18 protein-coding genes and 1 tRNA gene are annotated in these 13,466 nt (G+C 40.9%); 9 read left to right on the top strand and 10 right to left on the bottom strand.

Going from position 1 to position 13,466, the window contains the following annotated elements; translation table 11 throughout:
- Window positions 1–3: 3 nt before the first annotated feature.
- Window positions 4–657 carry a response regulator transcription factor gene (locus B3600_RS01320; protein WP_046676323.1) on the bottom strand — a complete coding sequence of 218 codons (654 nt, stop codon included), beginning with the start codon at window positions 655–657 and terminating at the stop codon, window positions 4–6.
- A 465-nt stretch (window positions 658–1,122) separates the two neighbouring features.
- Between B3600_RS01320 and B3600_RS01315 the strand changes: the two genes are divergently transcribed.
- The gene (locus B3600_RS01315) at window positions 1,123–1,731 is read left to right on the top strand and encodes a DUF4142 domain-containing protein (protein WP_286751825.1); all 609 of its coding nucleotides are present in this window, start codon (window positions 1,123–1,125) and stop codon (window positions 1,729–1,731) included.
- A gap of 76 nt (window positions 1,732–1,807) precedes the next feature.
- Window positions 1,808–2,308 (top strand): hypothetical protein, encoded by a 501-nt coding sequence (locus B3600_RS01310; RefSeq protein WP_286751824.1) that lies wholly within the window; start codon window positions 1,808–1,810, stop codon window positions 2,306–2,308.
- Window positions 2,309–2,314: 6 nt separating this feature from the next.
- Here the strand turns inward: B3600_RS01310 and B3600_RS01305 are convergent, their stop codons facing one another.
- The 5 genes from B3600_RS01305 to B3600_RS01285 form a co-directional block, all read right to left on the bottom strand.
- On the bottom strand, window positions 2,315–4,456 hold the full coding sequence (locus B3600_RS01305) for a mechanosensitive ion channel family protein (RefSeq protein ID WP_286751823.1): 2,142 nt from the start codon (window positions 4,454–4,456) through the stop codon (window positions 2,315–2,317).
- Between the two features lie 31 nt (window positions 4,457–4,487).
- Complete coding sequence (locus B3600_RS01300; protein ID WP_046676320.1) at window positions 4,488–4,694, bottom strand: hypothetical protein; 207 nt, start codon at window positions 4,692–4,694, stop codon at window positions 4,488–4,490.
- Window positions 4,695–4,856: 162 nt separating this feature from the next.
- A complete protein-coding gene (locus B3600_RS01295) occupies window positions 4,857–5,093 on the bottom strand; it encodes a hypothetical protein (protein ID WP_286751822.1) in 237 nt (78 codons plus the stop codon).
- Between the two features lie 25 nt (window positions 5,094–5,118).
- Window positions 5,119–5,790, bottom strand: a complete 672-nt coding sequence (locus B3600_RS01290; protein WP_286751821.1) for a DUF6766 family protein — start codon at window positions 5,788–5,790, stop codon at window positions 5,119–5,121.
- 61 nt (window positions 5,791–5,851) lie between these two features.
- A complete protein-coding gene (locus B3600_RS01285; RefSeq protein ID WP_286751820.1) occupies window positions 5,852–6,301 on the bottom strand; it encodes a DUF421 domain-containing protein in 450 nt (149 codons plus the stop codon).
- A 268-nt stretch (window positions 6,302–6,569) separates the two neighbouring features.
- On the opposite strand from B3600_RS01285, the gene B3600_RS01280 reads away from it, so the two are divergent.
- The 4 genes from B3600_RS01280 (at window position 6,570) to B3600_RS01265 (ending at window position 9,022) form a co-directional block, all read left to right on the top strand.
- A complete protein-coding gene (locus B3600_RS01280) occupies window positions 6,570–7,313 on the top strand; it encodes a nucleotidyltransferase domain-containing protein (protein ID WP_286751819.1) in 744 nt (247 codons plus the stop codon).
- 1 nt (window position 7,314) lies between these two features.
- Entirely contained in the window at window positions 7,315–8,049 is a 735-nt protein-coding gene (locus tag B3600_RS01275; protein ID WP_286751818.1) for a metallophosphoesterase family protein, read from the top strand.
- Between the two features lie 78 nt (window positions 8,050–8,127).
- Window positions 8,128–8,682 (top strand): type 1 glutamine amidotransferase domain-containing protein, encoded by a 555-nt coding sequence (locus tag B3600_RS01270; RefSeq protein ID WP_204991153.1) that lies wholly within the window; start codon window positions 8,128–8,130, stop codon window positions 8,680–8,682.
- A gap of 88 nt (window positions 8,683–8,770) precedes the next feature.
- A complete protein-coding gene (locus B3600_RS01265) occupies window positions 8,771–9,022 on the top strand; it encodes a Rho termination factor N-terminal domain-containing protein (RefSeq protein ID WP_070564428.1) in 252 nt (83 codons plus the stop codon).
- A 107-nt stretch (window positions 9,023–9,129) separates the two neighbouring features.
- Here B3600_RS01265 and B3600_RS01260 read toward each other — a convergent pair whose 3' ends face one another.
- Together B3600_RS01260 and B3600_RS01255 are read right to left on the bottom strand one after the other, a co-directional pair.
- The gene (locus tag B3600_RS01260; RefSeq protein WP_286751817.1) at window positions 9,130–9,333 is read right to left on the bottom strand and encodes a hypothetical protein; all 204 of its coding nucleotides are present in this window, start codon (window positions 9,331–9,333) and stop codon (window positions 9,130–9,132) included.
- A gap of 30 nt (window positions 9,334–9,363) precedes the next feature.
- A complete protein-coding gene (locus B3600_RS01255; RefSeq protein WP_286751816.1) occupies window positions 9,364–10,020 on the bottom strand; it encodes a response regulator transcription factor in 657 nt (218 codons plus the stop codon).
- 214 nt (window positions 10,021–10,234) lie between these two features.
- Between B3600_RS01255 and B3600_RS01250 the strand changes: the two genes are divergently transcribed.
- Complete coding sequence (locus B3600_RS01250; RefSeq protein WP_286751815.1) at window positions 10,235–10,450, top strand: hypothetical protein; 216 nt, start codon at window positions 10,235–10,237, stop codon at window positions 10,448–10,450.
- A gap of 138 nt (window positions 10,451–10,588) precedes the next feature.
- On the opposite strand, the gene B3600_RS01245 is transcribed toward B3600_RS01250, so the two are convergent.
- On the bottom strand, window positions 10,589–11,149 hold the full coding sequence (locus B3600_RS01245; RefSeq protein WP_046676305.1) for a DUF4230 domain-containing protein: 561 nt from the start codon (window positions 11,147–11,149) through the stop codon (window positions 10,589–10,591).
- A gap of 202 nt (window positions 11,150–11,351) precedes the next feature.
- On the opposite strand from B3600_RS01245, the gene B3600_RS01240 reads away from it, so the two are divergent.
- Window positions 11,352–11,425, top strand: a tRNA-His gene (locus B3600_RS01240).
- A gap of 48 nt (window positions 11,426–11,473) precedes the next feature.
- Here the strand turns inward: B3600_RS01240 and B3600_RS01235 are convergent.
- Window positions 11,474–12,253, bottom strand: coding sequence for a class I SAM-dependent methyltransferase (locus B3600_RS01235; protein ID WP_083295870.1), 780 nt, complete (start codon window positions 12,251–12,253; stop codon window positions 11,474–11,476).
- Between the two features lie 171 nt (window positions 12,254–12,424).
- On the opposite strand from B3600_RS01235, the gene B3600_RS01230 reads away from it, so the two are divergent.
- Window positions 12,425–13,381, top strand: coding sequence for a bifunctional helix-turn-helix transcriptional regulator/GNAT family N-acetyltransferase (locus B3600_RS01230; RefSeq protein WP_286751814.1), 957 nt, complete (start codon window positions 12,425–12,427; stop codon window positions 13,379–13,381).
- Window positions 13,382–13,466 lie beyond the last annotated feature (85 nt).

The following is a 13,466-nucleotide window of genomic DNA, read 5'->3' as shown; positions in this document are numbered from 1 at the left end:
ATCCTATCTTAATAACTTTTTCTGAAAACCAAAACGGACAAGTCCCGCCGTATTCTTCGAACCGGTTTTCTCAATTAATTGCTGCCGATGGCCCTCCACGGTCCTTTTGCTCAAAAAAATTTGATCAGCTATTTCCGCATTTGTATGTCCTTCCGCAATCAATTCCAATACAGACAGTTCGCGTTCAGAGATGTCGTATCGTGCCATTATTGCTGTACGATCAATATCCAACTGCGCATACTTTGATAAGTTTCGGATCAAATCAATACTTAATGCTGCACTGATATATTGTTGCCCACGTTTTACCTGCTGAATTCCGAATAAAATCTCTTCTACATTGGAATCTTTCGATAAATAGCCATCAGCGCCAAGATTTAAAACCTCCTGAACAATCTGGATATTGTCTTCCATAGATAAAACAATGATTTTTATGGCTGGATAATGTTTTTTTACTTCTTGTATAAACTGAATGCCATCCATTACCTCCATATGGATATCAGTCAGGATGATGTCCGGTTTGGCTCCCTTGAGAAATTCCAGGGCTTTTTGACCATTCTCCATCCCCGCAATTACAGTTATATCTTCTTGCGCCTCTAATATTAATTGGAAACCGGATCGTACTAACGTATGGTCATCTACCAAAAGCAACTGTGTCATAGCTATCTGTTTTTCTTTCTTTTTCGTTTAGTGATTGATTTTTGAACGAAACAGCTTTCAAGCCAAAAATGTTTTAAAAAAATAGCTCTTGGCAAATGCATACATAACATCAACGGAAAGATTTTGACCACCGCCGCATTCTTTTTTCTGAAAAGGCGTGAGAGATGTCTCTGCTAGAGCATATAAATAATTGAAGTCGCGCTATTCCTCCACGAGGGAATTAGTACGATATGTTTGCGTATGCACCACAATTTTTGCTTTAAATACGCAAAATAGGCTCTTTTCAAACGCTACCTTCCTCGCCTTTGTTCACTTGAAAACACAACGAAAGAAGAACATATGTTTACATCCATCATTATTGGCATCGTCTTTATTTTCTTAGCATCCTATATCGTCATCAACTATAGAAGAAAGGGAAATAATACGCGAAACAGAAAAAATCGTTAACATTTAAATAATAGTATCATGAAAATCATTTTAAAAACCCTGGGAATATTACTAGCCACCCTCGCCTGTATAATTGTCGTTCAGGCGCAAGACAGTAATCCCGCTCAGCCACAGTCTGGAGATCTGGACTTTGCCAGCAAAGCCACGGCCAGCAACAATTTCGAACTGCAGGCGGCAAGCATTGCTCTTGCTAAATCACAAAACCCAACGATCAAACAATATGCACAGATGATCACTGATGACCATACCGCTGCAGGAAATGAACTATCGACCATTGTAAAAAATAAAAATTGGCAGCTGCGTACGAGTGACGATCAAAATTATAAAGCCATGATCGACCAACTCAATAAGGCCGACACAGCCAATTTTGACCGCGTTTACACTGATCTGATGGTTAAGAGCCATCAAGATGCAATTTCACTTTTCAAAGATGCAAGCGCAGGTACAGCAATTACAGATGCTGACCTGAAGAAATTTGCCACCGATAAAATTCCGGCGTTCGAAAAGCACCTTGATCAGCTTAAAAATTGGCAACCTTCAGATCCTTCGATAAGTGACATGCCCATTACACCAAATGCGCCATCCCCAGCAATCAAGAATAAGGTACCAAAACCAACATTAAAATAACAACATATTTTTTCCAATAATTCACTCCGGAGGACAAAGCCATTACGGCTCTGTCCTTCGCTATTTCTTACATCACATGGAACAGACATTCGACTACATACACGAACTCCTTAATAGACAAATGGCACTACGTGCCAAAATTGAAGAAAGCCCTATTGCAGGCGAAATAAAAATGAGCTATGGACGGGATTTTTATCAGGAAGAAGTGCGCTCCATGGGGCTAGCGATGATTCGCGACGGCTGGGATATGGAGGGCGAACAACTGATCCTCGATTTTGTGCATGAACACTATCCGATGCGGGTTAAAGATGAACTTACCTGGATTAATAAAATGATGCATTATCTAGCGGCTGTTACCGACACCTTTATCGATAATCTACATGCCGAGGGCTACCGTTTTTTACAGGGAAATGTAGACATGCCCAATGAACACGCGATATTCTACCCAGTCCATGAACTAGATGCATTCGGAAAATTATCCCAAGAACTCGGAATGAATACCCTCGTAGATCTGAAAATATCAAATCAATTAGAACAGTTGCAAGGTTGGATCTATTATCGTTCGGGAAGTAACTAATTTTGTTTAAACCGAGGTAACTTTTGAATCATGAAATACGGCTTCGGCTTTAACTTGCTCAAGAAACTTACTCCTAAACCATTCAATCTGTTGCACGTTCTGTATACCTACCTGAATTGATACAACATAGGCATCCGCCGTAATATCCTTTGTTAAAATTTTCATGGGCAGGCTTCTGTCGATCTCCTTAAAGCTAGTAATGGTATCTTCCAACCACTTTTTCCACTCTTCGATGCTGCGTGCCGTAACGATGGTCAACTGAAGATTCAGACGGATATCCGATTCTTCAAACGTCCAGTTGACCAGGCGACCGGAAAGGAGATCTCCATTTGGTATAATAACTTGGGCCCCTTGGTCTGTTAATAAGGTGCTCGATCGGATACCCACCTGCATGACCTGCCCTTTTTTATCAGCAAGTTCCACATAATCCCCCACTTTAAACGGACGTTCAAATACCAAAATCACACCTGAAACAAAATTGTTGATAATATTCTGCAGGCCTAAACCTATCCCCACACTTAATGCACCAACAATGACGGTCAGCTTGTCAACTCCCAACCCCAGAATACGTATTCCTATAAGGAAGCCAACAATAAAAATGACAACACGCACGAGTGGTAATAAGGCTGTTCGACGCTGATTTTTTTTCGCGTCGGGCTGATCAAGAAGGTCTTTTAAATTTTTTTGTATCCAATTTGCTGTCCATATGACTGCAAATGCTAAAAGCACATCGCCATACGTATAATTAACACCACCAATGGTGTGGGTATTATTTAACAAGCGATCCCCAAGTCGACGAATTTCACTTGTGATATGCAAGGTGTTGGCCCAGATAATAATGACCAATATACCCGCAAATAGACCAATAATACGACGGAGTGCGGCAAGTATCTTCTGCTTATCAAAGCGATTTATAAAACGGTCTTCTTTCGAATTTTCATAAGAGTTGAGTAAATCATGAGACAGCATGTCGCGGAATGCATGCAGGGAGAATGCTTGCAATAGCCCTACAGCTCCAGCGATACTGCATGTACGGGCCAGATTTAGAAAACCAAACAGATTAAATATAATGGCGGCCATACTGATAATTAGCAGTAACCATCGTGAAAAGGGGCGCAGATAATCAAAAGGTATTTTTCCGTCGACCTTCCGCCCGAGGTGCCAAAGCAGGCAAATACCAGATAAATTGATCAACATGACAATAATTCGCGACATCCAACCTGTATCCAGCACTAGATTGCTGGCAAGTACCAATAGATAATAAAAAAACACATATTGCATCATCTTCAGATGCTGATTGGATAACTCCGGGCGAATCAAAAGATATAGAAAGCCGAAAATAAGCAGATAGCTCAATTCGAGCACGATCACGGGGATTCTAAGGGAAGTCAGTGGCAGGAGAATAAGGAAAAAGACCGCAAACTTGAGGACAGGAATCCACCACGGTTGATTGCGATGTAAGGGCAATGTCTCTTCGGCCCCTATGGCACGTCTGCGCATCTGATAAAGCCAATAAAAATAAATAAGGCTCAGTAGGATAAGGAGGAAACGACCATCCCAGGCACTATCGTAGTAACGCTGCGATAGTCCATCCTGCTCCAGGTTCTTTTGTATTATACTTTTCCAGTGATACCAAAAGGTTCCTTCTTGCGCTGCCTGAGTCACATTCTGCTGCTGCTCGGCCTTGTCGCCAAGGTCTTGCATGTCCAACAGGAGCGATTCAATATCACGTTCTAGTGTTGCGGCACTATCTTGCACCGCCCGCCATGAGTTGGCCGTGGAGTCCTGGGGCACCGTTTGCTTGCGCAACACCCTAACTTTTCCCTGTAGATCATGCACAGCGGGTTTAACCAGGCTGATATACTGCTTTACTTGACTGGGCACGAGCCGACCATCATCCGGCCGCTGCCAGGCCACTCCTCGCTTTACACTGTCCAATCCAGTATAATAACGATCAACCTGCTCACGCCATTGTTCCAAAAAGTTTCTCGCCGAGGCCAGTGGATTACTCGGCAACGAATCAAGAATACTGACCGAATCCTTCGATCGATGAACAGAATCGGCCTTTTGTGCGTGCACCGTATAAAAAAATAGGCTAAGCTGGATGACCAAGCTTAGCCTTAGCATGGCGCAAATTATTGGGCCCATAATCTTTTACGTTTTAAATTTGTCTTTATGTTTAATCGGGTTTAGCCGGAGAAGGCTGCCGCTGCAAAGAATCGGTGCTGTCCCGGCCAAGCGAGTCATTTATACCAACACCAACCTGCCCATCATCGGGTGTATTGGAGGAATCATAGCTGCCGTTTGCCTGATTGCCTTTATTGCTGCTATTGCCGCATCCCCATAGTCCAAGGATTGCCAATATCAATAAACTAATCTTTTTCATATGTTTTGAGTTTAAGTATGAAATTATTCGAAAAGTGAACAGTGCAAAAAAAACAATGGTTCTCTTTAGTTCGCATTTAAGTAAAAATATCTCCCTGTCGTAGAAGTACGCAACAGGTCAAACGTCTACAAACAGGTGTTCATGTTACTCAACGCTGCCTGTTCAATCCTCAGCTTTAGTTCGATCCAAATTGTCCAATGGTACAGCTTCCTGTACGGTCCCAGCCTTATTTTTAGTCGTATCTTTTCCACGGCTACGGTGAATATTGTCTAATGGTAGACCATTCTGGTTGACCGTTGTATCTACTTTCTGTTCCTTTTCGCTACTTTTGATTCTATTATCGCAAGATGTTGCTGCCACAGCTGCGAATGCTATGGCCAAATACAAATATTTAATCATAGTTTTTACCTTTTATTATTATTCGTTACCCCTTCCCCGTTTCGCTATGTGGAGCATCAACAGGCTTTGATTCAGGTGATCCTTTTTGACGTAGGAAAATGGTGAATACAACAATTGCCAAAACAGACAAAAATTCACTTTGCCAGTTCTGGAAAGTTTCAAACCAAAATTGAGGCATAATGAGGTACGTCCATGCGTCATCTACCGGTAAACCTTCAAACCGCTGTTCGGTGTTGTGCTGTCTCCAGCTTCCATAAAAGTGCACAACCCAACTCCCCAAAAAAAGTAGCGCAAAGCAAATGAATAGCGATGAACTATATAATTTCAACAGCCAGCCACCTTTTCTAACAGGATAAGGGGTATTCGGGCCGGGCTGCGGTTCACGGTCTACCTCTTCTTTTTCCCCTATTTTTTTTGATTCAGCAGAGCCCCATTGGCGTAATCCCACCGTCAGAATCACATACATCGCCATCTGCAGAAATTCACTCTCAAAATTTTCAAAAGTTGCAGACATAAAGTGTCCTGTGCCCAAATAATCAATGATGTCTAGTGGTGCACGATTGGCCTCCAGCAACTCTTCATTATGTACTTTCCAACCCGTAAAACATTGCATGCCTAGGGAAAAGACAAAAAGCGCTGCAAACACCAGGCTTAGGCCATTACGATAAAAAAAAGAATAATTTTTCTTGTTTTCCATAGTAGGATTTATTTTATTATTAAGTACATATAACTTCAATAACAACTTAACGATTAAGTATTTATGCCTTTTCCTTGAGTATAAAACTTATTCGCCCATTCGGCTCCATCAAAGCCATATCCACTTCATCGAGGTGCTTACTATTTGTCTCTAACCGCAAGCTCGTCAGTAGATCAGTACGGCTTACCCCCAACCGGTCCATTTGATCCCATTGGATTTTACCGTTCTTGTATAAAACAGCGGGCTTACCTTTTACCATATTACCCAAATAGGGAAGCCTGGCCGATACCTGGGCTAGGATTTTATTGACAATAATCATCACGAAGCCGGCAAACACGGTTGATAGAAACGGCGAAGCGCCAACTATTCCCCGCGCTAATACCGCACCTAACATAATAATGATGACGAAATCCACCCCGGACTTTCGGCCGAGAATTCGAATTCCGCCCAATCGAACCAAAAAAAGTGCGATGATAAACATCATAAACGCACGCGCCCCCATTTGTATCATCGTCAGGTCTTCACCAGAGCCAAAAAAACTGTCCATATTTTTATACCGTTTAGATCGTTGTTATACGCCCATCTTCATCATGAAGCAATGTGCTCTTTATTTATTTCAAAATAGCCTACTTTATCTCAGAACATCGGTAGGAGCCTTCCCTGTTCCCTCATTTTTCAAATTGAGTACTTTTACCTATTCAACAGGCGGATAATACGTTTTCATCGACAGTCAACAAACTACTGCATTTAATTGACTGTCTTTAAGAAAAGCAAACGATATGATTCATTTAGATAATCCACCTGAAGATTGTCTCGCCTTCTTTCAGGATACATTGCGGCTGCTCCAGGATAGCGGAGCTCAATTTATGGTGGGCGGTGGTTTAGCCATGTTTCACTACACTGGGATCATACGGCCTATTAAGGATATGGATATCTTTTGCAAAAGCAGCGAATACCCAAAAATTCTTAAACACCTTGCCGCTAATGGTTATGAGACCGAATTGACAGATGTGCGATGGCTCGCCAAGATTTACAAAGACCCCTATTTCATTGATATTATTTTCGATAGTGTTAATCACAATTGCACTGTTGAGCAGGATTGGTTTGACAGAGCACATGAAGGTACTCTTTTTGATGCTGATGTACGTTATGTACCAGCAGAAGAGCTAGTATGGTGTAAACTATATGTACAAAACAGAGAGCGGCATGACAGCGCCGATATTAACCATATTTGGCTAAAATATGGAAAAAGTTTGGACTGGAACCATTTACTAACGCGAATGGATCAACATTGGCACCTCTTGTTGGCTCAAATGCTCATCTTTCAGTTTACTTATCCGCATGACTATCGCGATATTCTCCCAAAAGACTTATTTGATGAGCTCATTAAACGCGCAGCGGATCAATATGAATTGCCTCCTTGTTTGGAGAAAGTTTGTCTGGGACCCTTGATAGATCAAACGCAATATGAAATTGATATTAAAGAATGGGATTATAAGTCATACACAATAAAAACTGTTTAATATGAACAAGAAGACAACCATAGCCGCATTGGGCGATATACATATGAATGCAAACCAGCACGGAAAATGGAAAACCAAATTTGAGGAGATTTCGGAGAAGGCTAAAGTCCTTTTACTTTGCGGTGATCTAACGGATACGGGGGATGAAGAAGAAGCAGAATTACTTGTTGCTGAACTCCAATCTATTAAGGTTCCAGTCATCGCCGTACTGGGAAATCACGACTATGAGAAAGGACGACAAAAGCAGATCCGCCAAATTTTGACAGACAGTAAAATTACGGTCTTGGATGGTGAAGCTATCGTGATCGAAAATATTGGTTTTGCTGGCGTAAAGGGCTTTGGCGGTGGTTTTGACCGTTATATGTTATCAATGTTTGGTGAAGGTGCCATGAAAAGTTTTGTGCAGGAAGCCGTAAACGAATCGTTGCTTTTAGATCGAGCTTTGGCGCGCCTCGAACAAGAACATGCAGACATAAAAAAAGTTGCCTTAATGCATTACGCGCCCATTGCTGAAACTGTTTTAGGTGAGCCCGAGCAAATTTATCCTTTTTTAGGGTCAACGCATTTAATGGAACCTTTGCAACGGCGTAAAGTAAGTGCTGCCTTCCACGGGCACGCGCATGCCGGAAAATTCAAGGCCCTGTCCCCTTCTGGAATACCGATTTACAATGTGGCAGTGCCTGTATTGAAAGCACATCACGAGGACGATACCAGCTTTGCACTTGTCGATATTTAAAGGCAATTTATTTCAAACCTTCGCCGATTTACATCCGTTCTCTTTAAGTATAGAAAGAACGTAAATAAAATTAGTGATATGGAGAATTTAAAGAATAAGCGGATAGCGATATTGGTCGCGGATGGATTTGAAGAAATTGAACTGACTAGCCCAAAGGAAGCCTTGGAAAATGCAGGCGCCAAAACAGACATTATATCACCGGCTGAAGGAACAGTGCGGGCAAAAAATGGAGATGAATGGTCAAATGACTATCCTGTCGATGTAGCTCTGCAGGAGGCAGAAGAGAATCGATATGACGGATTGCTGCTACCAGGCGGGGTCATCAATCCTGATAAATTGAGGACGAATAAAACGGCTATTGCATTGATCAATGCTTTCTGGGAACGGGATAAACCGATCGCAGCCATTTGCCATGGACCTCAATTACTGATTAACGCGGATCTGGTACGTGATAAAAAAATAACGTCCGTTGAAGCCATTCAAATGGACCTGATTAATGCAGGCGCATTATGGGAAGACAGCGAAGTGGTGATTGACGACAAACTTATTACAAGTCGTACGCCCGACGATCTTCCCGCTTTTAATAAAGCCATCATTAAAGCGTTTGCGACAGAAAAAAAGAACAAAGCGTAGTAGTACAGTTTCAATAACGTATAAAATCGGCCAACCTTTAGATCTTGTAACATGTTCAGCATATAAATAACACATAAAACAGTATATTATGAATACAACAAAAAGTTCAAGCCATACGACTGCCAAAGGGCAATCGCAAAGCAGCAACGCTAACAAAGAAAAAAAATCAGCGACAACAACAGGAAAAAGTGCTTCAGCGTCTAAAGGATCGCAAAACGGAAGTTCTGATAAAACCAAAGCTGAACTCTTGGAAATGGCAAAGAAAATGGAGATCACCGGGCGTCACGATATGACGAAAGATGAACTTGCTAAAGCCATTGAGAAGCAGGGCAAAAAATAGAAATGTCATTCACGGACAAGTGCTGATTAGTCCTGAAAATAGATACAGATTTTCAGCTAGAAACTAAGCTTAACAGAAAGACCCGCAATTTTAAATGCGGGTCTTTCTTATTTCTTCCTTTCTTTTGGCCTATCTGTAGGATCATTGGGCATCTCGTTCAACTGATCCACCTGCGGGTCTACTCCGGCCTCGGCATCGCCCTGATCCTTATCGTCTACATCTCGCAGTGTCTCTCCATTTACACCTAACTTGACCTTTTTCTTTTTTTCCATTTCGGTTCCGACGACGCGGTTTTCATTTTTTGTTGCCATATTCCTCTATTTTTTGTTTTTATTGTTTAATCAATGTAAGAGCATGTGATGAAAACCGAAGCTGACAAGACCAGCTGTATTTTTTGTATTCGTTTTCTCGATCAGTTTCTGTCGGTGCCCTTCCACCGTACGTTTGCTCAAAAAAATACGATCTGCAATTTCGCCGTTGGTGTATCCCTGTGCGATGAGTTCCAAGACATGCAATTCGCGTTCTGAAATATCATATTTTAACAAAACACGATTTAGGTCTGGAGCCCTGTCCGCAAAGTTTTTATAATCGTTAAGGCAGGAAACACTTAAGGAACCACTGATATATTTTTCTCCTTTGGCAACCTGCCGTATACCAAAAAGTACCTCATCACAACTACTATCTTTCACTAAATAGCCATCTGCTCCAGCACGCAATACATCTGCGGCAATGTGTTTGTCATTTTCCATCGTCAAAGCAAGGATTTTTATATCGGGGTATTTCTGTTTAACGGAATCAATGAGGGTTATCCCGCCCATTTCACCCATATTAATATCCGTAAGGATCATATCTGGTCGCTGATCGACATTCAACACATCCAAAGCTGCTTCAGCACTTTCAACATCAGCCAAAACAGTAATGTCATCTTGTGTTTCTAAAATCAGCCGAAAACCACTTCTTACCAAATGATGGTCGTCAACAAGCACTATCTGAATCATAGCTATCTGTTTAATGAACTTATGTACTTCTAGGAACAGCACCCAATTGTAAAAGGTTTTTTACAATTGAATTTATCTAAAAAATAAAGAAAATAAGATTGATTTTCTTTTTCTATCATAATAGCAAATATAGAAAGCGAAACGCTTTTGACCTGAGCTTTGTTCTCCTACTAAGTGCATGCAGGTGGCATGCCATGATTAAACGATAGATAATATGAAAAACTCAACAAAATTAATTGCCGTCAGTCTATTATACTTAGCAGCCTATGGATGTAACGGCGCTAAAACTGATGATCAAAAATCACAGGAACTGATGCGTGATTCCGTTCCCAACGATACCACGACGATACAATATCGCGACACCACATCTTCCGAATCCCGTGGAGAAATCCCGCCGACACCACAGCCGGATACAACGACAAAAAAATAAAACGAATGTAACTTGGCTAATGTTCTTGGCTTGATAATAGCATAATTATGAAGTCCTCCCGTCGTGAGATGGCTGGAGATTAGATTTATTGTAGAGAGCTAGACAATGTAAACATTGTCTAGCTTTTTTATTTGGGCACTATTCGAAGGTCAGATTGATTTTCGAAAATCCCAATCCCTGTAAGAGCGGTTTAAAAACGGTGGTTGCATTGGCCTTGGTCTGCTGCAGGATATCCGATTTCTTTACATCATCAGCAACAGCTTTTTCCGCAGCTTTATAAGCTTCATCCACGAGCTCTGCTTCGCGCAAGAAAGCCATTTTCGTATCATAGACTTTGGACGCCTCGTGGTCGATCTTGATGTAACAAATTTCTGGAGCCGGCAATTTGATGGAGACCGAATCCCCCAAAACCGTGATATCTTCCGGACTAAGTTTCGTCAGATTCACACAGCCTACAGCATCTGCTTTCACGATGAGTAATACACTTGCATCCGGTAAAAAAGTATTCACGTTTTTGTGCTCTACAACATCACTGTAACGGTATTTGACCAATTCCAGTTTTCCCATGGCTTCAATACGGTCCACCAACAGCTGATGTTTGCTTTCCACTGTCGGTCCGCTGTTATATTTATGATACACAAACCAGGCGCCAACTGCCAAAATGGCTACGATAATTAAAAATTTTAAAAATTTTCCCATAAACTATACTATACAAATTAAAGACCAAGCTGCTTTTTTAGACATTTAACCTGAAAATATTACCTCAATATTATTCTTCAGTGTCACTAAATGGGCATACTTGAAAATTATACCTTTTGATAGACAATTGTTTAGTTAAAAAGTTTAAAAAACATTTGGAACATATGAGCTATAATACTACTTTTGTGACATCAAAATCACGGTAGGTATAGCTCAGTTGGTTAGAGCACTAGATTGTGGTTCTAGGGGTCGTCGGTTCGAGCCCGATTACTTACCCAAAAGGCAGATCAAATGATCTGCCTTTTTTGTTTCTAGTCCCGTCTGTTAGCGCCACATAAACCCGCCAATACGGAAAAAGCGGAGCAACTTGTTGATCACGGTTAAAGCAGGTTTTTTAATCTTCCATTTTAATCCATCGAATCCTGTGGGAGCCGCATTGAAATCTTTCACTGTCGCCGCCCCTGTTTTCATATGGATCGGCGCTTCATCCCTTCGAAGTTTCTCCACCACCAGGATGCTATCATAGTAGTGTAGAGAGCCTACCGAACGCGTAAATCCGTTGACCTTCAATCCGCGTTGCTCAGAATGGTAAGCATTGATGTAATCAATAAAATTTTTACTATACTCTATAAAAGTACCGTTCCTTTTATGGCCACCACCATAAAATACCTGATAAGATGTATGTAAATCTTCACAAAGGTATACGCCATTGTCTTTCACATGATCAAAAAGCTCCTCAAATGTCACAATCTGTTGTTTCATCGTATGGCCACCATCATCAATCAATATATCGATCGGCGGAATAGACTCTTTTACCTGACGCAGAAACTTTCGGTCGGACTGCGAACCAATAAAGATCTCGACATTTTCTTCTTCGAGTTCCTTACAGTGCGGATTGATGTCAATACCATATATTTTAGCACGATCGCCAAAATAGTTCTTCCACATCTGCAGACTTCCACCCTGAAAAACCCCAACTTCCAACACCACGATCTCTTTGCCTTTGAAACGACTAAAATGTCTGTCGTATATATCGAAATAATGCATCCATTTATTGATTAGCTTCGCATTATTATTTCGGAAATAAGTTTCTAACTCGTTCATGTCCTTCGGTCTATTTAAGGGGTTCTGGTTTTTTATGTGTTGAATTTATTGAAATATAACGAAAAAAGCAACGATATATTTTTCTCCAGTCGAATTTTAAAATTCAATTTTAAAACATTCAAATTATTTTCCTACATTTACATAACTAGTTATATAATTACTTATAATACGATGGAACTATTTGAAAAAACAGGAAAAATAGCCTTAGGTAGCAGATTGCGCTACATGGCTTCCAACATCACAGAAGAAGCCGCCCGGATACACGAGCTTTATCAGATTGAATTTGCACCCAAATGGTTTCCCGTATTCTTTATTTTATCTGAAGGTGATTCCAAGACAATTACTGATATAGCAACAGAGATTGGCCACTCCCAGCCATCGGTCACTAAAATCGTTAAAGAAATGATCGAAGCGGGCCTACTTGAAGATAACCTTCGCTCTATGGATAAACGGAGAAATATGGTTGGATTGAGTAATAAAGGAAAAATGCTATGGGAAAGAATGAAAATTCAATGTATCGATATCGATCGTGCCATTGATGGGATTATCCAGGAAGCTACGCACAATCTATGGGAAGCTTTAGCGGAATGGGAATTTCTCCTTGAACAAAAATCCTTGCTGAAACGGGTGCAAGAGCAAAAGAAAATGCGTGAAAGTAAGGATATCAACATTGTGCCGTACAATCCAGCCTACCGCTTAGCATTTAAGTCCTTGAATGAGGAATGGATTTCCACCTATTTTGAATTGGAAGAGGCGGACCATAAAGCACTTGACAACCCTGAGGAGTATATTTTGGCAAAAGGCGGCAAAATTATGGTTGCTCTTTATAATGACAAGCCCGTAGGTGTATGTTCACTTATCAAAATGAATCATCCCGATTTTGACTATGAATTGGCAAAAATGGTGGTTTTTCCAACAGTGCAGGGCAAAAATATAGGCTATCTTTTGGGAAAAGCAATTATTGAAGAAGCAAAGACTCTAGGGGCTTCAAAACTGTTTCTCGAGAGCAACACCATTTTAAAACCTGCGATCAATCTCTATCACAAGTTAGGTTTTCAAAAAATCAATGGCTTTCCAAGTACTTATCAACGCTGTAATATCCAGATGGAACTGGATTTAAAAAAATAACCTTGCGCAGTAGAAACATACACTGGAATAGTCAACTCAGATAAGCGAATGAATGCTTCCTTTTTTTGGGGAAGCATTTTTGTTT

Source organism: Sphingobacterium sp. UBA2480, from assembly GCF_002341965.1.
Classification (GTDB): domain Bacteria; phylum Bacteroidota; class Bacteroidia; order Sphingobacteriales; family Sphingobacteriaceae; genus Sphingobacterium; species Sphingobacterium multivorum.
This window is presented reverse-complemented; position numbering and strand designations above follow the sequence as displayed.

Excerpts from the sequence above, each read along its gene's own strand:
- B3600_RS01320 (WP_046676323.1), bottom strand. The coding sequence starts at position 657 with ATGACACAGTTGCTTTTGGTAGATGACCATACGTTAGTACGATCCGGT.
- B3600_RS01315 (WP_286751825.1), top strand. The coding sequence starts at position 1,123 with ATGAAAATCATTTTAAAAACCCTGGGAATATTACTAGCCACCCTCGCC.
- B3600_RS01310 (WP_286751824.1), top strand. The coding sequence starts at position 1,808 with ATGGAACAGACATTCGACTACATACACGAACTCCTTAATAGACAAATG.
- B3600_RS01305 (WP_286751823.1), bottom strand. The coding sequence starts at position 4,456 with ATGGGCCCAATAATTTGCGCCATGCTAAGGCTAAGCTTGGTCATCCAG.
- B3600_RS01300 (WP_046676320.1), bottom strand. The coding sequence starts at position 4,694 with ATGAAAAAGATTAGTTTATTGATATTGGCAATCCTTGGACTATGGGGA.
- B3600_RS01295 (WP_286751822.1), bottom strand. The coding sequence starts at position 5,093 with ATGATTAAATATTTGTATTTGGCCATAGCATTCGCAGCTGTGGCAGCA.
- B3600_RS01290 (WP_286751821.1), bottom strand. The coding sequence starts at position 5,790 with ATGGAAAACAAGAAAAATTATTCTTTTTTTTATCGTAATGGCCTAAGC.
- B3600_RS01285 (WP_286751820.1), bottom strand. The coding sequence starts at position 6,301 with ATGATACAAATGGGGGCGCGTGCGTTTATGATGTTTATCATCGCACTT.
- B3600_RS01280 (WP_286751819.1), top strand. The coding sequence starts at position 6,570 with ATGATTCATTTAGATAATCCACCTGAAGATTGTCTCGCCTTCTTTCAG.
- B3600_RS01275 (WP_286751818.1), top strand. The coding sequence starts at position 7,315 with ATGAACAAGAAGACAACCATAGCCGCATTGGGCGATATACATATGAAT.
- B3600_RS01270 (WP_204991153.1), top strand. The coding sequence starts at position 8,128 with ATGGAGAATTTAAAGAATAAGCGGATAGCGATATTGGTCGCGGATGGA.
- B3600_RS01265 (WP_070564428.1), top strand. The coding sequence starts at position 8,771 with ATGAATACAACAAAAAGTTCAAGCCATACGACTGCCAAAGGGCAATCG.
- B3600_RS01260 (WP_286751817.1), bottom strand. The coding sequence starts at position 9,333 with ATGGCAACAAAAAATGAAAACCGCGTCGTCGGAACCGAAATGGAAAAA.
- B3600_RS01255 (WP_286751816.1), bottom strand. The coding sequence starts at position 10,020 with ATGATTCAGATAGTGCTTGTTGACGACCATCATTTGGTAAGAAGTGGT.
- B3600_RS01250 (WP_286751815.1), top strand. The coding sequence starts at position 10,235 with ATGAAAAACTCAACAAAATTAATTGCCGTCAGTCTATTATACTTAGCA.
- B3600_RS01245 (WP_046676305.1), bottom strand. The coding sequence starts at position 11,149 with ATGGGAAAATTTTTAAAATTTTTAATTATCGTAGCCATTTTGGCAGTT.
- B3600_RS01235 (WP_083295870.1), bottom strand. The coding sequence starts at position 12,253 with ATGAACGAGTTAGAAACTTATTTCCGAAATAATAATGCGAAGCTAATC.
- B3600_RS01230 (WP_286751814.1), top strand. The coding sequence starts at position 12,425 with ATGGAACTATTTGAAAAAACAGGAAAAATAGCCTTAGGTAGCAGATTG.